This is a genomic window from Actinoplanes sp. NPDC051475 (genome assembly GCF_040689425.1).
GTDB lineage: Bacteria > Actinomycetota > Actinomycetes > Mycobacteriales > Micromonosporaceae > Actinoplanes.
Window position 1 is genome coordinate 33188 of sequence record NZ_JBFAZZ010000025.1, and the last position, 16845, is coordinate 50032.

Below are 16845 nucleotides of genomic sequence, written 5' to 3' on the forward strand. Positions count from 1 at the left end.
CGTGCAGCAACCGCGTCTGGTGGTCATCGGCAACGGCATGGCCGGCGCCCGTACGCTCGAGGAGATCCTCGCCCGCGACGGCGACTTCGCCATCACCGTCTTCGGCGACGAGCCGTACGGGAACTACAACCGCATCATGCTCTCCAACGTCCTCGCGGGCGTGGAGGACGAGGCGGGCATCTTCCTCAACGACCTCTCCTGGTACGCCGACAACGGCATCACCCTGCACGCCGGCACCCGGATCGCGCGCATCGACCGGGCCGCCAAGAAGGTGTACGCCGAGGACGGCACGGCGACCCCGTACGACAAACTGATCATCGCCACCGGCAGCCGCTCCTGGGTGCCGCCGATCACCGGCATCCACCGCCCCGGCCGCGGCTACCACCAGGGCGTCTTCGCCTTCCGCACGCTCGACGACACCCGCTCGATGATCCGCTACGCCCGGGAGCACGAGCGCGCGGTCGTCATCGGCGGCGGCCTGCTCGGCCTGGAGGCGGCCCGCGGCCTGCAGAACCACGTCAGCCACGTGACGCTCGTCCACGCCATGGGTCACCTGATGAACACCCAGCTGGACGCGCAGGGCGGCGCGACCCTGCAGCGCAGCGTGGAGAAGCTCGGCATCGAGGTGGTCACCGACGGGCTGACCACCGAGATCCTCGGTAAGCACGCGGTCACCGGGGTGAAGCTCAAGGACGGCCGGACGATTCCCTGCGACGTGGTGGTGGTCGCCGCCGGCATCCGCGCCAACGCCGAGGTTGCCGAGACGAGCGGCCTGGCGGTCGACCGCGGCATCGTCGTCGACGACCAGATGCGCGTGCGGGACGAGCCCGACATCTACGCCGTCGGCGAGTGCGCCCAGCACCGCGGCGAGGTGTACGGCCTGGTCGCGCCCCTGTGGGACCAGGCGAAGGTGCTCGCCGACCACCTCACCGGGCGCGACCCGGACGCCGCGTACCACGGCTCCCGGGTCGCCACCAAGCTCAAGGTCGCCGGGGTCGACGTGGCCGCGATGGGCGTCCAGGCCGCCGAGCTCGACGACGACGAGACGCTGACCTTCAGCGAGCCGCGCAAGGGCATCTACAAGAGCCTCGTCATCCGCGACGGGCGCCTGATCGGCGCCACCCTGGTCGGCGACGTCAGCAAGGTCGCCTTCCTCATGCAGGCGTTCGACCGCGGTTTGGCGCTGCCGGAGAACCGCGTCGAGCTGATGTTCGACCTCGGTGGCCCGCCCGCCGAGGTCAGCGCCGCCGAGATGGCCGACGACGCCCAGGTCTGCAACTGCAACGGCGTCAGCAAGGGCCAGCTCGTCGAGACCGTCCACGGTGGATGCAAGACCGTCAACGGCGTCATGGACAAGACCCGCGCCGGCAAGGGCTGCGGCACCTGCAAGAGCCTGGTCCAGCAGATCGTCGAGTGGGCCGCCGGGGGAGAGGTCGAGGAGGACCCCTCGGCTTCCTGGTACGTCCCCGGCGTACCGATGCCCAAGCCGGAGCTGATGCAGGCGATCCGGACCCACGGGCTGAAGTCGGTGTCCTCGGTCTTCGCCACGCTGGTGCCCGGCGGCGAGGAGGACGCCAAGAGCAAGATGGGCCTGGCTTCGCTGCTGAAGATGATGTGGGGCGAGGAGTACGAGGACGAGCGCGACGCCCGCTTCGTCAACGACCGGGTGCACGCCAACATCCAGCGCGACGGCACGTTCTCCGTGGTGCCGCAGATGAAGGGCGGCGTCACCACTCCGGCCCAGCTCAAGCGGATCGCGGAGGTCGCCGAGCGGCACTCCGTACCGATGGTCAAGCTGACCGGCGGGCAGCGCATCGACCTGCTCGGGGTGCCGAAGGAGAAGCTGCCGCAGATCTGGGCGGAGCTCGACATGCCGTCCGGATACGCGTACGCGAAGAGCTTCCGCACCGTGAAGACGTGCGTCGGCTCGGAGTTCTGCCGCTTCGGAGTGGGCGACTCCACCGCGCTGGGCATCGCGCTCGAGGAGCGGTACCAGGGCATCGAGGGCCCGGGAAAGATGAAGCTGGCCGTCACCGGGTGCCCGCGCAACTGCGCCGAGGCGTACGTGAAGGACCTGGGCGTCGTCGCGATCGACGGCGGTCGCTGGGAGATCTACGTCGGCGGTGCCGCCGGGGCGCACGTGCGCAAGGGCGACCTGCTGGCCACCGTGGACTCGCCCGACGAGGTCGTCACGCTGACCGGGCGGTTCCTGCAGTACTACCGCGAGAACGCCAACTGGCTCGAGCGCACGTACGCGTGGGTGCCGCGGATCGGCATCGAGCGCATCCGCGAGGTCGTCATCGACGACGCCGACGGGATCGCCGCCGACCTCGACGCCGCGATGGCCGCCTCCGTGGCCGCCTACCGGGATCCATGGCGGGAACGCGCCGAACCGGTGACACCCGGGCAGTTCCGCACCTCCCTGCCCCTGACGGTCCTGCCCCAGGTGCCGGTCCGATGAGCACCCGGCTCGGTCCCGTGGACCAGATTCCGCTCGGCGAGGGACGCGCCTTCGCCGTGGACGGCGAGATGGTGGCCGTGTTCCGGCTCCGCGACGGCTCCCTGCGCGCCCTGTCGGCGGTCTGCCCGCACAAGGGCGGACCCCTCGCCGACGGGCAGATCGACAACAAGGTCGTCGTCTGCCCCCTGCACCTCAACGCCTTTGACCTGACCACCGGTTGCTCGCTCAGCGGGCAGCCCGACCTGACCGTCTACCCCGTCGGTGTCGACGACGAGGGTCACATCGTCATCTACTCGGAGGTCTCCGCGTGAGCGCTACTACCCTGGAACGTCCCGCCGCCCTCACCGTACGGGGGCACTGGATCGACGACTGGCGGCCCGAGGACCCGGCGTTCTGGGCGAACGGGGGCGCCGCCGTCGCCCGGCGGAACCTGGTCTACTCGATCTTCTCCGAGCACATCGGCTTCTCCGTGTGGACGATGTGGTCCGTGCTGGTGCTGTTCCTCGGCCCCGCGTACGGTATCGACCCGGCCGGTAAGTTCCTGCTCACCGCCGTACCCGCGCTGGTCGGGTCGACGTTGCGGATCCCGTACACGTTCGCGGTGGCTCGCTTCGGCGGCCGCAACTGGACGATCATCAGCGCCTCGTTGCTGCTGCTCCCGGCCGTGCTCGCCGCCTTCCTCATCAAGCCCGGGGTCTCGTACGGCACGCTGGTGGCGCTGGCCGCGGTCGCAGGCGTCGGCGGCGGCAACTTCGCCTCCTCGATGACGAACATCAACGCCTTCTACCCGGACCGCCTCAAGGGCTGGGCGCTCGGCATCAACGCAGGCGGCGGCAACATCGGGGTCGCCGCGGTGCAGCTGGTCGGCCTCTTCGTGCTTGCCGTGTTCGGCGCCGGCCACCCCGGCATCGTCGCGGGCATCTACATCCCGCTGATCGTCGCGGCCGCCGTCGGCTCGGCCCTCGCCATGGACAACCTCAGCCAGGTCCGCAACGAGAAGCGTGGCGTGCGCGACGCCGCCCGGGAGCCGCACACCTGGATCATGGCGCTGCTCTACATCGGTACGTTCGGCTCGTTCATCGGCTTCGGCTTCGCCTTCGGTCAGGTGCTGCAGGTGCAGTTCCACGACGTGTTCAGCACGCCGGTGAAGGCCGCGTACCTCACGTTCCTGGGGCCGCTGCTCGGCTCGCTGATCCGCCCGGTCGGCGGGGCCCTGGCGGACCGGCTCGGCGGCGCCCGGGTCACCTTCGTCAACTTCCTCGCCATGGCGGCCGGCGCGAGCATCGTGCTGATCGCGTCCCAGCTCAAGTCGCTGCCGCTCTACCTGGTCGGCTTCATCGCGCTGTTCGTGTTCAGCGGGATCGGCAACGGGTCGACGTACAAGATGATCCCCCGCATCTTCGCCCTGAAGAACCCGGACGACCAGCACGAGGCGCGGCGGCTGTCCGGAGCGGTGATCGGTATTGCGGGGGCGATCGGGGCGTTCGGCGGGGTGCTGGTGAACCTGGCGTTCCGGCAGTCGTTCCTGGAGTACAAGACGGCGGATGCGGCGTACATCGCGTTCATCGCCTTCTACGCGCTGTGCGTGCTGGTCACGTGGGCGGTGTACCTGCGCCCGGACCGCAGGATCGGCACGGTCTGAGCGGTTTCGCGGCGGCGGTCGGTTCGGCCGCCGCCGCGGCGCGACCTCCAGGCTTGACCCTGACGTGGGGAGAGACTGCACTCTGTCTTCCGGCGGCGTGCGTACGCTGCCGGGATGGAGGGTGTCATGGTCGAGATCCGGTTGCGCGAGGTGCCTGAGCAGCACGTGGTGAGTGAGACTCGCAGCGTCGACCAGGCTGAGCTCGAGGCCTGGTTGCCGGGCGCGATGGCCCGGGTCGCCGACCGGGCCCGGTCGGCCGGTGGACTGCTCGGCACCACGGACTGGCCGTTCCTGGAGCGGTCCGGGGACGAGCCGGTGCTCCTCGCGATCTACGAGGGCAACCCGAACGCGGGGCCGACCCCGGTCGAGGTCTGCGCGACCGTCGCCGCCGGGGGAGACCGGACCATCCCGGCGCACCGCGAGGCGTACGCGAGGGTGACCAAGTCCGTCGTCACCAGCGGAGAACTCGGCGGGGTCTACGAGGCGGTCGAGAAGTGGATCTCCGCCAACGGGCTGGCCGTCGCCCGGGCGCCGCGGGAGACCTACTGGACCGATTTCATGGCGGCGGCGGACGGCGACGAGGTGTTCGATGTCGCGTTCCCGGTGACCTGATGCCCGGGGCGGCCGGGCTGCTGACCATCCCGCCGATATGCGAGCCGTCAGCTCTACACCGGCCGGCTGATCGCCCTGCTGCGCCGGCTCGACATGCCGCTCACCGAGATCACCGAGATCGTCGGCGCTCCTGGGCCGGAGGCGGCCGAGCGACTCGCCGGGTACTGGACGGCGGTGGAGCGCCGGCTCGCCGCCCGTCTGCGACGTGGCCCTGCCCTTCCGCTGATCCGAAGCATTGATTTACATGGACCACTATCAATGCAAAGATCGTGGAGGTCTAGATCATCCGGTGCCGCGAGTCGCCGATCCGGCCGCGGCACCCAGCAGAAGGGACCCTTGATGCGCCTACGTCGTGCGCTCACCCTCGGCGCCGCAGTCCTCGCATCCGTCGGCGGCCTGCTCGTCGGCCCCGCCCCCGCCCAGGCCGCCCGTGCGGTCACCCTGGCCGCGACCATCAAGCTGAGCAACTGCTCCGCCTCCCTGGTCCGTTACCCGAACTCCGCCAGCACCGACCGGGCGATGATGCTCACCAACGGGCACTGCTACGAGGGCGGCTTCATCGCCGCCGGGCAGGTGCTGCAGAACCGGTCCAGCAGCCGCTCGGGCACGCTGCTCAACAGCTCCGGCGGATCGCTGGGAACGGTCCGCGCCGACCGCGTGCTGTACGCGACGATGACCGGAACCGACGTCACCCTGTACCGCCTGACCAGCACGTACTCCACGTTGCAGAGTCGCTACGGGGTCGCGGCGCTGACCCTCTCGAGCACCCGCGCGGCCGCCGGCACCTCGATGAGCATCCCGTCCAGCTACTGGCGGCGGATCTGGAACTGCAAGATCGACACGTTCGTCGACACGCTGCGCGAGGACCAGTGGACGTGGCATGACTCGATCCGGTACGACACCGCCTGCGACACCATCCACGGCACGTCCGGGTCGCCGATCGTCGACGGGACCACCGGCCGGATCATCGGGATCAACAACACCGGTAACGACGACGGTGAGATGTGCACGCTGAACAACCCGTGCGAGGTCGCCGCCGACGGCACTACCCGGGCGTACCAGGGCCAGAGCTACGGCGAGCAGACCTACTGGTTCACCACCTGCCTGAACGGCAGCCGGACGATCGACCTGACCGTTCCGGGCTGCCTGCTCACCAAGCCGTGATCGCGGTGCCGGCGGGACAGCTGCCCGCCGGCCCGCTCAGCTGAGGTGCTCGTCCACCGCCGTCGCCAGCATCGGCCACAGCGGTACGCGGGCCCCCAGGGTCGCCTGGAACGCGTGATACAGGTCGGCCTTGCCCGGCCACACCGTCGCCGTCGGTGAGTTGGACGCGTCGAGCTGGTGGAACCACGAGCCGTGCTCATGGTCGATCATGTACTCGTCCACATAGTCCCACCAGGCCCGGTACAGGTCCGCGTAGAAGACCTCGCCGGTGTACCCATACAGCGCCGCCGCCGCGTTGACGCCCTCGGCCGCGACCCAGTGCATGCGATCGCGGACCACCGGCCGGCCCGTCCAGTCGGTGGTGTAGACGAAGCCCGGCTGCCCGTCGACCGCCCAGCCGTCGGTCACCGCGCGGGCGAAGAGTTCGCGGGCGGCGGTGGCGAGGCCGGCCGGCTCGCCGACCGTCGGGGCCGACGCGAGGTGCAGCAGCAGGCGGGACCACTCGAGGCCGTGACCGATCGTGGCGCCGTACGGCTTGAAGGGGTGGTCGGGCTGGTCGTGGTTGTATTCGGGCAACGGCTGCCAGCCGGGACCGTAGTGCTCCGGGATCCGCCACTGGTGTGCCTCGGCGGTCGCCACCACGAACCGGCAGATGCGCTGCGCGCGGGCGATCCAGCTGCGGTCGCCGGTCACGCTCGCCACCGACAGCATCGCCTCCACGGCGTGCATGTTGGCGTTGACGCCGCGGTATTCGTCGAGGGTCGTGAACGCGGTGTCCCAGGTGTCGAAGCAGAGCCCGGCCTCCTCGTCCCAGAAGCGCTCGAGGAACGTCTTCTGGGCGTCGGCGAGCAGGTCCTCCGCGCCGGGCAGGCCGGCCTGGACGGCGGTGGAGGCCGCCAGCAGGACGAAGGCGTGGTCGTAGCAGGACTTGCCGCCGGTGCCCTCCGCGGAGAACCAGCCGCCGTGCTCGGTGTCGCGCAGCCGGCCGGTGAGCCCGGCCATCGCCTGCGCCGCGATCCGGCCCGCGCCCGGCACGCCGAGCAGCGCGCCGATGCCGTACACGTGGGTCATCCGGCAGCTGATCAGGGCCGAGACCGGCCGGTCCGGCTCCGGCTCGCCGTGGTCGCCGAGCCAGCGGGCGCCGCCGCCGGGGTCGGCGGTGCGGCGCCCGAAGGCGAGCAGGTCGCGGCTGTGCTGGTCGAGCCAGCGGTGATGGGCAGGACTCGTCGGCCAGGCGGACATGTCGATCACTCTAGGTCAGTGCCGGATTCGTCCCGCACCGGCCGCCGGAATGTCCGACCCGTGGTCAGCTCGGTTAAGCGAGCCGCCGCGAGGACTATGCGACGCTGTCCGAGCGGGCCGTGAGGAACAGCTCGGTGAGGTCGGCGAACTCGTCGGCGCGTTCGATCTGCGGCATGTGCCCGGTGTCCGGGAACAGGTGCCAGCGCGCGTCCGGGAAGGCCGCCCGGGCCGCCGGCAGCTGGGTCGCCGGCAGGATCAGGTCGTGGTCGCCCCAGACGATCAGCGTCGGCCGCGGGTGCCGGGCCACCTCCTCGAGGAGGGTACGGCGCCACGGCCCGCGGATGCCCCGCAGGCCGCCGAGGGCCTGGGCGGTCTCGAGGAACACCAGCGCGTGCTCGGGCCGGGCGGCCACCCGCAGCGCGAACTCGACCCGCTCCGGCGTCACGTACGCCCGGTCGTGGAAGAGGCTGCGCTCCACCCGCCGGGCGACCCGGGCGTCGATCCGGCGCAGAAGGCGCTTCCCCAGCCCCGGGATGGCGAGGGCGCGTAGGAAGAACGCCACTTCCTTGCCGAAGCCCGCGCTGTTGACCAGCGTCAGCGTCGAGACCCGGGCCGGGGTGGACGCGAGCAGCTGCATCGCCACCGCGCCGCCGAGCGAGTTGCCCATGACGTGCAGGGGCCGCTGCTCGCCGAGGGTGTCGAGGGTGGCCAGGACGCCGTCGGCCAGCGAGGCGAGGCTGATCGGTGCCGGCATCCGGTCGGACAGGCCGAAGCCGGGCAGGTCGACGCTGATGACGCGCCACCGGCCGGAGAGCCGCTCGTGCTGCGGCGACCAGTCCTCGAGGCTGCGCCCGATGCCGTGCAGCAGCAGGATCGGCGGGTGCTCCGGGTCGCCGGTCTCGTGCACCCGGATCGTCGCACCGCGTACGGTCAGATTCTTGATCATTTGCTCACCGGGGCCTTGGGCTGGACCCGCCGGGCGGTCGCCGCGGTGAGCCGGTTGATCACCCGCATGTGCGAGACCGGCATCAGCCGGGCGAGCAGGTCGGGGATCTTGGCGCTGGTCGCGATCAGCACCCGGCCGCGGCGGCGCCGCACCGCGTCGAGGATCTCCTCGGCCGCCTTCTCCGGAGGATAGGTCAGCATCGCGGCGAACGTCCGCTGGTGCTGCTCGACGTCGTCGGTGGGCACGGCGGTGCCGATGCGCGCGCTCTCGGCGATCCGGGTACGCACACCGCCGGGATGCACTGTGGTCACCCCGACGCCGTTCTCGCGCAGTTCACTGCGCAGCACCTCGCTGAGCCCGCGCAGGGCGAACTTGCTGGAGCTGTACGCCGACTGCCCGGGCGGCGCGATGAGCCCGAAGAGGCTGGAGATGTTGACCAGGTGGGAGCCGGGCTCCGCGGTCAGGGCCGGAAGCAGGTGGTGCATCAGCAGCATCGGCGCGGTGAAGTTGACCGCCATGACCCACTCGAACTCCTCGACCGCGACCTGGTCGAAGCGGCCGCCGAGCGCGACGCCCGCGTTGTTGACTAGCAGGCCGAGCCGCGGGTGGCGCTCCCGGATGCCGGTCGCCAGCTCCACCACGGCGTCGCGGTCGGCGAGGTCCACGACCAGGGCTTCGACGGTACGGGCGGGATGCGCCGACCGGGTCGCCTCGGCCATCGCGTCGAGGCGCATCGCGTCCCGGTCGACGAGGACCAGGTCGCTGCCGCGGGCGGCGAGGCCGTGGGCAAGCTGTTCGCCGATGCCGCTTGCGGCGCCGGTCACGACGGCGGTCCGCCCGGCGAACCGGTACGGGGTCAGTCCTGTCATCGGATCTCCTCGAGCACGGGGGCGGGCCTTCGGCTGAACGTCATGTCCCGGCGTACGTCGGCGCGCGGGGTGGTGAGCACGTCGCGCAGGTAGTTCTGCCGGACCATCCACGGGTCGCGGTCGCCCTGGCTGGGGAACCGGTCCAGCGCGCGCTGCACGTACCCGGAGGTGAGGTCGAGCAGCGGCCGGCGGGGGCCGGGCCTCTCCTGCGGGGTCGCGACCGTGTAGCCGTTCTTGGCCATGTAGGACAGCAGCCGGCAGACGTAGCGGTGCGAGAGGTCGGCGCGCAGGGTCCAGGACGCGTTGGTGTAGCCGATGCAGTACGCGAAGTTCGGTACGCCGCCCAGCATCACGCCGCGGTACGCGACCGTCCGGCCGGGCTGCACGGTCTCGCCGTCGACGGTGAGCTCGACGCCGCCGATCGGTAGCAGCGACAGCCCGGTGGCCGAGACGATGATGTCGGCCTCCAGCACGCGGCCGTCGGTGAGCCGGATGCCCTCCGGGACGAACCGATCGATGTGGGCGGTGACCACCGACGCCGTGCCCGCCTTGATGGCGTTGAACAGGTCGCCGCCGGGCACCACGCACAGCCGCTGGTCCCACGGGTCGTACGTGGGCGTGAAGTGCTCGTCCAGGTAGGCCGGGTCCTCGAGGTGTGCGAGGGCGAAGCGCCGCAGCAGCGCCTTCGCGCGTTCCGGGCGGCGCTTCGCGAGCTGGTAGAAGCCCTGGGTCAGCAAGATGTTCTTGGCTCTGACGATCCTGTTCGCGGCCCGCGCGGGCAGCCGCTTGCGCAGGACGTCGGCGATGACGTCGCGCTCGGGCAGCACGGTCATGTACGTGGGGGAGCGCTGGAGCATCGTCACGTGCCCCGCCGTGCCGGCCATCGCGGGCACCACGGTCACGGCCGTGGCGCCGCTGCCGATGACGATCACCCGCTTGCCGGCGTAGTCGAGGTCCTCCGGCCAGAACTGCGGGTGCACGAGTGTGCCGCGGAAATCGTCGTGCCCCGGGAAGTCCGGCTGGTAGCCCTGCGCGTAGTCGTAGTAGCCGGCACACGCGTACAGAAAGTTGCAGGTCAGGGTTCCCTGGGAGGTGATGACGGTCCAGTGCGAGCCACTCCAGCTCGCGGAGAGCACCTTCGTGCCGAAGCGGATGTGCGGGATGATCCCGCCGTCGGCCGCGGTCTCGCGGATGTACTCGCGGATGGCGTCGCCGGGCGCCATCGACTTGTCGCCGCGCCACGGCCGGAAGGGGTAGCTGAGCGTGAACATGTCGGAGTCCGAGCGCACGCCGGGATAGCGGAACAGGTCCCAGGTGCCGCCGATCGCGGTGCGGGCCTCGAGGATCGCGTACGTCGTGCCCGGCCGTTCCTGCTGCAGCCGCCACGCCGCGCCGACCCCGGACAGGCCGGCGCCGATGATGAGGACGTCGAAGTGTTCGGCCATGGCTCCAGTGTTCGCCGGTAGGCGATGCGTGACTTGCCTTTGCGCGACAGGGATTTATCCTTGCGCGCCATGGAGTCGATGGTGCGCGCCGCGGGCCTGCGAGGGCTGCCCGGCCTGGTGGACAGCCTGGGCGGCGACGGCAGGGGACTGCTCTCGCGCTTCGGCGTGACGTGCGCGGCGATCCGGTCCGAGGACGCGGTGATCCCGTCGATCGAGGCGGGGATGCTGCTCGAGGTGGCCGCGGCAGAGCTGGCCTGCCCGGACCTGGGGCTGCGCCTGGCCGGGCTGCAGAACGCCTCGGTGCTCGGCCCGCTCGCGCTGGCCATCGAGAATTCCGCCACCTTCGGTGAGGCGCTGGAGACCACGCGCCGCTACCTGTTCGTGCACAGCCCGGCCCTGACCGTCTCGCAGATCCCCGACCCGTCGGGCCGGGCGGGGGTGGTCGGGCTGCTCTACCGCGGCACGGACGCTGAGCCGCTCCCGCCGCAGGTCGTCGACGTGGGGCTGGGCCTGTTCCACCGGATCATCGTGCTGCTGCACGGCGGCCCGTACGGGCTGCGCTCGGTGCACCTGCCGCACCCGGCCCTGGCGCCGGTCGAGGCGTACACCCGGTTCTTCGGCGCCGAGGTGCGCTTCGGCCGGCCGGACGCGGTGCTGCGGGTGCCCGGCGGCCTGGCGACCATGCCGGTGCCGGGCGGCAGCCAGATGCTGCGCGACATCGCCGTCGACTACCTCACCAGCCACTTCCCGGCGCCCGGCGAGAGCACCGCGGACCGGGTGCGCATGCTGCTCACCCAGGGGCTGGGCTCCTCGCCGGCGGAGGTGGGCGCCGTGGCGAAGCTGCTGCGGACCCACCCGCGGACGCTGCAGCGCCGGCTCGCCGCGGAGGGGAGCACCTTCGAGGCGATCCTCGACGACGTCCGCCGGGTCGCCGCGCACCGGCTCATCACCCAGACCGACCTGCCGTTCACCCAGGTCACCGCGATGGTCGGGATGGCGGAGCAGTCCGCGCTGAGCCGGGCGGTGCGCCGCTGGTACGGCGTCACGCCCCGGGCGCTGCGCTCCACGGCGGGTGTCCCACCCCGGTGAGGCGTACGCCGCCCCACGGGTCGGGCTCGCCCAGCCGTGCCGGCGCCTCCCGCTCACCGATCCGGACGGTGACGTCGCGCGCCCCGGCCCGCAGCTGGGCGCTCAGGGTGTCGTCGGGCGCGGCCCGCCCGGCCCAGCGGTAGCGGCCCTCGATCGGCTCGAAATGGACAGAGAGCCGTACCGCCACGGTCACCGCCGCCTCCCCGGCCCGGATCACGGCCGCACCGCGATATTCCTCGTCTGCATCGCTCACAATGTCGCCGCCGATCCGTCCGATTGAGGTGTCTTTCCGTTTTCCGCCGCGGGGAAGCTCGGTGTGTCGGCGGCCGCGCGGATGCCGATGATGCCGCCCCAGAGAAACGTGGTCAGGTACTCCGCCAGGGCCTCGCGGCTGATCGGCTGCTGGTGACGCAGCCACCAGTCGCCGACGGTCTGGACGTAGCCGACGGCCCCGTACGCCCACGGCAGCGCCGGTCCCGAGTCCAGCCCGAGGGCGCGGAGCCGGTCGCCGATGATGCGGGCCAGGACGCTGGCGATCGAGTCGATCGCCTCGGCGACGACGTCGCGGCCCCGGGCGATGCCGCGCTGGTGCACCACGAACCGGTACAGCTGCGGGTCCGAGTCGATGAAGCCCAGGTAGGCGGCGACGGCGGCACGGACCACCTCGCGCTCCTCCCGGACGACCGCCACCGCCGGGGCCACCGCCTCGACGACGGCGGTGGCCGCCCGGCGCGCGACGGCTTCCCACAGTCCCGACTTGTCGGTGAAGTAGCGGTACAGCACGGGCTTGCTGACGCCGGCGTGGGCGGCCACCGCGTCGATGCCCGGCTCGGGGCCGAGCTCGCGGATCGCCTCGATGACCGCGTCGACCAGATCCTCGCGCCGGCGCTCGCGGTGGCCGGCCCACCGCTTGCTGCGCCCGTCGGGACGGTTGACGGTCTCCTCGCTGGAGTTCATAGTACGAGAAGTAGCTGTTACTTCCGGTAACGTCAACCCCCCGCGGAGGTCAGACGTGGTTTCCCCCGACCGTTCCCAGACCGCCACCCGGCTCCTGCGCTCGTCGGCGTCGCACTCGTACGACCCCGAAGTGGAGATCGACTGGGACGCCCCGCTGCTTCCCGACGCGTACTTCGTGCCGGAGCGGCGGTCCTCGCTCTACGGCACCGAGCTGTGGGAGGGGCTCTCCGCCGAACAGCGGCGGACCCTCACCCGGCACGAGGTCGCCAGCATCGCCGGCCTCGGCGTCTGGTTCGAGACCATCCTCATGCAGCTGCTCCTGCGCGAGTACTACAAGCAGGACCCCACCACGCCGCACGCCCAGTACGCGCTCACCGAGGTCGCCGACGAGTGCCGCCACTCGGTGATGTTCGGCCGCATGATCAAGAAGCTGGAGTGCCCGGTCTACCGCGTCGGCGCCTTCGACGACGGCCTCGGCAAATGGCTCGCCGCCACGGCCACCGGCCCCCGCATGTACGCGGCCATCCTCATCGCCGAGGAGATCCTGGACTCCCTGCAGCGGGAGGCGGCGGCCGACGAGACGGTGCAGCCCCTGGTCCGGATGGTGTCGCGCATCCACGTCATCGAGGAGGCCCGGCACGTCCGCTACGCCCGCGAGGAACTGGCCCGGAAGGTACGGGCGGCGGGGCGCAAGCGGCTGGCGTACGACCGGATGGTCATCGCGCGGGCGGCGTACCTGACCGGGCGGCGCCTCATCGCGCCGGAGGTCTACCGGTCGGTGGGCATCGAGCCGGAGGTGGGTGTGCGGGCCGCACGGGCCAACCCGCACCACCGCGAGACGATGCGGTGGGCGGCCGAAAAAGTGGTCGCCTACCTGCGCGAACTCGACCTCATCGGCGGCCCCGGCCTGGCCCTGTGGCGCCGCTCCGGCCTGCTCAGTTCGTGACTTGAGGTACTGCCAGTAGCCCGTCGCCTGAGCGCCACCAGATACCTCCGCCTTCGCCCCGGACGACCCGGCGCGGCCGTCGAGCCGGAATGTCGGCAGGGGGCGGAGCGATTTGTGAGGCTTATCAGGCTTCGTCTGTCCGGTCCCCCCTCCGGCGGCGGGGTCGGCTAGCGTCGTCGGGTCGGGGCCGTCATCCCGACACCGCGAGGAGGGGCTGTGGCCAAGGCCGGGGGAGTGTTCTGCGTCGAGGGCCAATGGGAGGACGACCTCACCGAGCGGGGATCCGTGCTCCCCACGCTGGAGCTGCTGGAGCGGCTCGGGAGCATCCGCTTCATCCACCGCGACACCGCCACCACCGAGGAGCTGCACTACTACCTCGACACCTGGCTGTCCCGCAAGTACCAGGACTTCAAGGTCGGCTTCTTCGCCCTGCACGGCCAGCCGTCCCAGCTCTGCCTCACCGCCAAGACCACCGTCGAGCTCGACGAGATCGCCGCCTGGATGTCCGGGCGCTGCGCCGGCCGCACCCTGTACTTCGGCAGCTGCTCGGTGCTGCGCGCCTCGGACCGGGTGCTCAAGGAGTTCCTGCACGAGACCAAGGCCGCCATGCTGTGCGGCTTCACCAAGGCGATCGACTGGGTCGAGTCGGCCGCGTTCGAGACCGTGGTGCTCAACGCCCTGGTCAACGGCGGCCGCATCGACAGCGTCGAGCGGCTCGTGCGTTCCAGCCGCTGGAGCGCGCTCGCCGACCACCTGGGCTTCCGCGTCGTCTACGCGAACGGCCGCACCGGGTAGGCGGGCCGCCTCCGGCGAATTGGCCCGCGCCCCGGACGTCCGGGCCCGATTACGGTACGGCCATGGCGTACCGCAAGATCGTCGGATTTCTCGGGCTCGGGGTCATGGGCGAGCCCATGGCGCTCAACCTGGCGCGGGCCGGCACCCCGCTGGTCGTCTGGAGCCGCCGGCCACAGCGGTGCGCCGCCGTCCGGGAACACGGCGCGACCGTCGCGGCGAGCCCGGCCGAGGTTCTCGACCAGGCCGATGTCGTGCTCATGATGCTCGCCGACGGCGCGGCGATCGACGCCGTGCTGGGCCGCGGTACGCCTGCCTTCCGCGCCGTCGAGGGGAGACTGCTCGTGCACATGGGCACGACCTCGCCGGAGTACTCCCGCGGGCTGGCGGACGCCGTGGTCGCGGCCGGCGGCCGGTACGTCGAGGCGCCGGTATCCGGGTCGCGCAAGCCGGCCGAGGCCGGGCACCTGGTCGCCATGCTCGCCGGGGAGCCGGAGGACGTCGCGACCGTACGGCCGTTGCTCACGCCGATGGTGCGCGACGCGGTCGATTGCGGGCTCGTACCGCAGGCGTTGCTGATGAAGCTCGCGGTGAACCTGTACCTGATCAGCATGGTCACCGGGCTCGCCGAGGCGTACCACTTCGCCGCGCGGCACGGGCTGGACCTCGGACGGCTCACCGCCGTGCTCGACGCCGGGCCGATGGCCAGCGACGTGTCCCGGATCAAGGCGGCCAAGCTGCTGGCCCGTGACTTCGAGGTGCAGGCCTCGCTGCGCGACGTACTGATGAACAACCAGCTGATCGCCGACGCCGCTCGAGCCGCCGGCATCCCCTCACCGGTGCTCGACGCGTGTCACGCGCTCTACGCCGAGGCCTTCGCGCTCGGGCACGGCGACGAGGACATGGCCGCCGTCGTACGGGCGCTCGAGGCCCGCTGAGGCGAGGACCGGCTCAGGGCAGCGTCCACCTCTGCTCCGCGGCGCCGGTGCAGGCCTCGGCGCGGGTGGTGGCGCCGGACGTGCCCGGGTCGGTCAGGCAGTGCCCGGTGGCCGGGTTGACCAGCGAGCCGTTCGGACCGGCCCGCCACTGGGCGCTCTCGCGGTCGTCGCAGCCGATCGTGCGTACGTCGCCGTCGCCGGTGACCTGGGCGCAGCGGCCGGAGACGCGCAGGGTGCCGTCGGTGGCCAGGGTGAACGACTGGACGCTCAGGCCGCCGCAGCCGGCAACCTCGATCGGGCTGCCGTCGATGCCCAGCAGCCCGCCGAGGGTGAGGCAGCGTCCGCCGGCCGAGGTGATCGCGCCGGTGCGGTCGGCCGGGGGCGGCGGCCCCAGGGTGGCGGACGGCGCGCCGGCCGACGTCGGTGCGGGCGGTGCCGGGTGCCGCCGGCCCGGCTCGGTCGCAGCCGGGCCGGCCGCTGGCGGAGCCGATACCTGGCCGGTGGCCCGGGCGCTGGGTGCCGGCGGCGCCGACGGGCGGGCGGCGGTGCTCGCGGCGCCGTTGCTCGCGGCGGGCCCGGCGCCCAGGGAGCCGGTCGCCGCGGGCCGGGCCCCGGGCGGTTCGGGGTCCTCGCCGGAGCCGGCGATGACGAGGCCGGTTCCGGCGAGCGCGAGCACCGCGACTCCGGAGAGGACGATCAAGCGCTGGCGCCGCAGCGCGGATGCCCTGCCGGGCGCCTCCAGGGGCAGCGCCGGTTGCACCTTGGTGCCGACCTCGGCCGGTGGGTCGGCGGGGATGGCGGCCGGTTCCGGCCAGGTTTCCTCCGGACGGTCGTCGTGCCCGTCCGGGTCGCTTCCGACGTACGGCCGGACCAGCACCGGATCCTGCGGCTCGTCGTGCATGTCAGCCATCCCGTCCTCGCCTCGGTGGTCTACCGGCCGGTACGTGAAGATACGCGAGGTCCGGATCAGGGTGTATAGAGCTCGGCCATCTCGACGACGGTCCCGTCCCCGGTGCGCAGCTTGATCAGCAGATCGCCGCCGATCGTCACGGTGGCGACCTGGCCGCGCAGGTCGATCCGCAGCCGGTGCCGGGCGCCCGGCCGGAAGTCCTGCGACGCGACCGTGGTGAGGGTGACCTCGTCGTTGTCCTCGACCAGCTCCATCTTGACCAGTCCCGGGCACGCGGACACCTCCGGGCCCGGGCACTGGTGCACGCTGCTCTCGTCCGTACGCATCCGCAGGCCGCCGGCGGTGAACACGCACGAGCCGGAGGAGTCGCCGGTGACCGTCTGCCACTGGCCGGGCCGGTCGAGCGGGTCGATGACGGACGGACCCCGGACCTGGCGCGGCGCCGGCGGGGCCACCGAGAACTGGGCGACCGTCCGCGCGTCCGGGTTGTCCCGGCTGTTGACGTAGTGGGCCCCCAGGGTCCCGAGGACGGCGGTGGCGGCCCCCGAGGCCAGGAGGGTGGCCAGGCGGCGGCGACGACGCGGCCGTGGGACGTCCGTGCGGGTGCGGTCGCTGGGCCGCTCGACCGGGTCCTTGGCGAGCGTGAGCGCCACGAGGTCGCGCAACGGCGCCGGCAGGCCGGACAGCTCCGGCGGCTGGGTGAGGATGCGCGCGGCGGTCGCCGCGGGGGAGTCCGCCGCGAACGGGGTACGGCCGGTGCCCGCGTACGTGACCCACGCTGTGCAGGTTTGCCCGCCGTCAGCGGCCCCTGCTCCTGGACGACCTCGGCGAG

Annotated in this window: 17 protein-coding genes; 9 read left to right on the top strand and 8 right to left on the bottom strand. The window is 72.0% G+C overall.

Features of this window, described 5'->3' with window-relative positions; genetic code table 11:
- Window position 1: 1 nt before the first annotated feature.
- The 5 genes from nirB (at window position 2) to AB0368_RS35090 (ending at window position 5879) form a co-directional block, all read left to right on the top strand.
- Entirely contained in the window at window positions 2-2461 is a 2460-nt protein-coding gene (gene nirB / locus AB0368_RS35070) for a nitrite reductase large subunit NirB (protein WP_366158339.1), read from the top strand.
- Window positions 2458-2772 carry a Rieske (2Fe-2S) protein gene (locus AB0368_RS35075; protein ID WP_366158340.1) on the top strand — a complete coding sequence of 105 codons (315 nt, stop codon included), beginning with the start codon at window positions 2458-2460 and terminating at the stop codon, window positions 2770-2772. The genes nirB and AB0368_RS35075 overlap by 4 nt, the downstream gene beginning before the upstream one ends.
- Window positions 2769-4103, top strand: coding sequence for a nitrate/nitrite transporter (locus AB0368_RS35080; RefSeq protein WP_366158341.1), 1335 nt, complete (start codon window positions 2769-2771; stop codon window positions 4101-4103). The genes AB0368_RS35075 and AB0368_RS35080 overlap by 4 nt, the downstream gene beginning before the upstream one ends.
- Window positions 4104-4217: 114 nt before the next feature.
- Window positions 4218-4715: a GyrI-like domain-containing protein gene (locus tag AB0368_RS35085; RefSeq protein WP_366158342.1), complete on the top strand. Its 498-nt coding sequence runs from the start codon at window positions 4218-4220 to the stop codon at window positions 4713-4715.
- Between the two features lie 339 nt (window positions 4716-5054).
- Window positions 5055-5879 carry a serine protease gene (locus AB0368_RS35090; protein WP_366158343.1) on the top strand — a complete coding sequence of 275 codons (825 nt, stop codon included), beginning with the start codon at window positions 5055-5057 and terminating at the stop codon, window positions 5877-5879.
- Between the two features lie 36 nt (window positions 5880-5915).
- Here AB0368_RS35090 and AB0368_RS35095 read toward each other — a convergent pair whose 3' ends face one another.
- The 4 genes from AB0368_RS35095 to AB0368_RS35110 form a co-directional block, all read right to left on the bottom strand.
- The gene (locus tag AB0368_RS35095) at window positions 5916-7121 is read right to left on the bottom strand and encodes an AGE family epimerase/isomerase (protein WP_366158344.1); all 1206 of its coding nucleotides are present in this window, start codon (window positions 7119-7121) and stop codon (window positions 5916-5918) included.
- Between the two features lie 94 nt (window positions 7122-7215).
- On the bottom strand, window positions 7216-8067 hold the full coding sequence (locus AB0368_RS35100) for an alpha/beta fold hydrolase (RefSeq protein WP_366158345.1): 852 nt from the start codon (window positions 8065-8067) through the stop codon (window positions 7216-7218).
- Complete coding sequence (locus AB0368_RS35105; RefSeq protein ID WP_366158399.1) at window positions 8064-8927, bottom strand: SDR family oxidoreductase; 864 nt, start codon at window positions 8925-8927, stop codon at window positions 8064-8066. The genes AB0368_RS35100 and AB0368_RS35105 overlap by 4 nt, the downstream gene beginning before the upstream one ends.
- A 5-nt stretch (window positions 8928-8932) precedes the next feature.
- Window positions 8933-10381 carry an NAD(P)/FAD-dependent oxidoreductase gene (locus tag AB0368_RS35110; RefSeq protein ID WP_366158346.1) on the bottom strand — a complete coding sequence of 483 codons (1449 nt, stop codon included), beginning with the start codon at window positions 10379-10381 and terminating at the stop codon, window positions 8933-8935.
- A 69-nt stretch (window positions 10382-10450) separates the two neighbouring features.
- Between AB0368_RS35110 and AB0368_RS35115 the strand changes: the two genes are divergently transcribed.
- The gene (locus AB0368_RS35115) at window positions 10451-11470 is read left to right on the top strand and encodes an AraC family transcriptional regulator (protein WP_366158347.1); all 1020 of its coding nucleotides are present in this window, start codon (window positions 10451-10453) and stop codon (window positions 11468-11470) included.
- On the opposite strand, the gene AB0368_RS35120 is transcribed toward AB0368_RS35115, so the two are convergent.
- On the bottom strand, window positions 11424-11723 hold the full coding sequence (locus AB0368_RS35120; RefSeq protein WP_366158348.1) for a DUF4873 domain-containing protein: 300 nt from the start codon (window positions 11721-11723) through the stop codon (window positions 11424-11426). The two genes, AB0368_RS35115 and AB0368_RS35120, sit on opposite strands and share 47 nt — an antisense overlap.
- Window positions 11720-12427 carry a TetR/AcrR family transcriptional regulator gene (locus AB0368_RS35125; RefSeq protein ID WP_366158349.1) on the bottom strand — a complete coding sequence of 236 codons (708 nt, stop codon included), beginning with the start codon at window positions 12425-12427 and terminating at the stop codon, window positions 11720-11722. Before AB0368_RS35125 ends, AB0368_RS35120 begins: the two co-directional genes overlap by 4 nt.
- 55 nt (window positions 12428-12482) lie before the next feature.
- Between AB0368_RS35125 and AB0368_RS35130 the strand changes: the two genes are divergently transcribed.
- The 3 genes from AB0368_RS35130 to AB0368_RS35140 all read left to right on the top strand — a co-directional run bounded on the left by AB0368_RS35130 (window position 12483) and on the right by AB0368_RS35140 (window position 15103).
- A complete protein-coding gene (locus AB0368_RS35130; RefSeq protein WP_366158350.1) occupies window positions 12483-13373 on the top strand; it encodes a diiron oxygenase in 891 nt (296 codons plus the stop codon).
- Window positions 13374-13589: 216 nt separating this feature from the next.
- The gene (locus AB0368_RS35135; RefSeq protein WP_366158351.1) at window positions 13590-14168 is read left to right on the top strand and encodes a hypothetical protein; all 579 of its coding nucleotides are present in this window, start codon (window positions 13590-13592) and stop codon (window positions 14166-14168) included.
- 62 nt (window positions 14169-14230) lie between these two features.
- Window positions 14231-15103 carry an NAD(P)-dependent oxidoreductase gene (locus tag AB0368_RS35140; RefSeq protein WP_366158352.1) on the top strand — a complete coding sequence of 291 codons (873 nt, stop codon included), beginning with the start codon at window positions 14231-14233 and terminating at the stop codon, window positions 15101-15103.
- Between the two features lie 13 nt (window positions 15104-15116).
- Here the strand turns inward: AB0368_RS35140 and AB0368_RS35145 are convergent, their stop codons facing one another.
- Complete coding sequence (locus AB0368_RS35145; RefSeq protein WP_366158353.1) at window positions 15117-16013, bottom strand: RICIN domain-containing protein; 897 nt, start codon at window positions 16011-16013, stop codon at window positions 15117-15119.
- 56 nt (window positions 16014-16069) lie between these two features.
- Window positions 16070-16678 (bottom strand): hypothetical protein, encoded by a 609-nt coding sequence (locus AB0368_RS35150; protein WP_366158354.1) that lies wholly within the window; start codon window positions 16676-16678, stop codon window positions 16070-16072.
- Window positions 16679-16845 lie beyond the last annotated feature (167 nt).

Excerpts from the sequence above, each read along its gene's own strand:
- AB0368_RS35090 (WP_366158343.1), top strand. The coding sequence starts at position 5,055 with ATGCGCCTACGTCGTGCGCTCACCCTCGGCGCCGCAGTCCTCGCATCC.
- AB0368_RS35085 (WP_366158342.1), top strand. The coding sequence starts at position 4,218 with ATGGAGGGTGTCATGGTCGAGATCCGGTTGCGCGAGGTGCCTGAGCAG.
- AB0368_RS35115 (WP_366158347.1), top strand. The coding sequence starts at position 10,451 with ATGGAGTCGATGGTGCGCGCCGCGGGCCTGCGAGGGCTGCCCGGCCTG.
- AB0368_RS35100 (WP_366158345.1), bottom strand. The coding sequence starts at position 8,067 with ATGATCAAGAATCTGACCGTACGCGGTGCGACGATCCGGGTGCACGAG.
- AB0368_RS35140 (WP_366158352.1), top strand. The coding sequence starts at position 14,231 with ATGGCGTACCGCAAGATCGTCGGATTTCTCGGGCTCGGGGTCATGGGC.
- AB0368_RS35075 (WP_366158340.1), top strand. The coding sequence starts at position 2,458 with ATGAGCACCCGGCTCGGTCCCGTGGACCAGATTCCGCTCGGCGAGGGA.
- AB0368_RS35145 (WP_366158353.1), bottom strand. The coding sequence starts at position 16,013 with ATGGCTGACATGCACGACGAGCCGCAGGATCCGGTGCTGGTCCGGCCG.
- AB0368_RS35125 (WP_366158349.1), bottom strand. The coding sequence starts at position 12,427 with ATGAACTCCAGCGAGGAGACCGTCAACCGTCCCGACGGGCGCAGCAAG.
- AB0368_RS35095 (WP_366158344.1), bottom strand. The coding sequence starts at position 7,121 with ATGTCCGCCTGGCCGACGAGTCCTGCCCATCACCGCTGGCTCGACCAG.
- AB0368_RS35110 (WP_366158346.1), bottom strand. The coding sequence starts at position 10,381 with ATGGCCGAACACTTCGACGTCCTCATCATCGGCGCCGGCCTGTCCGGG.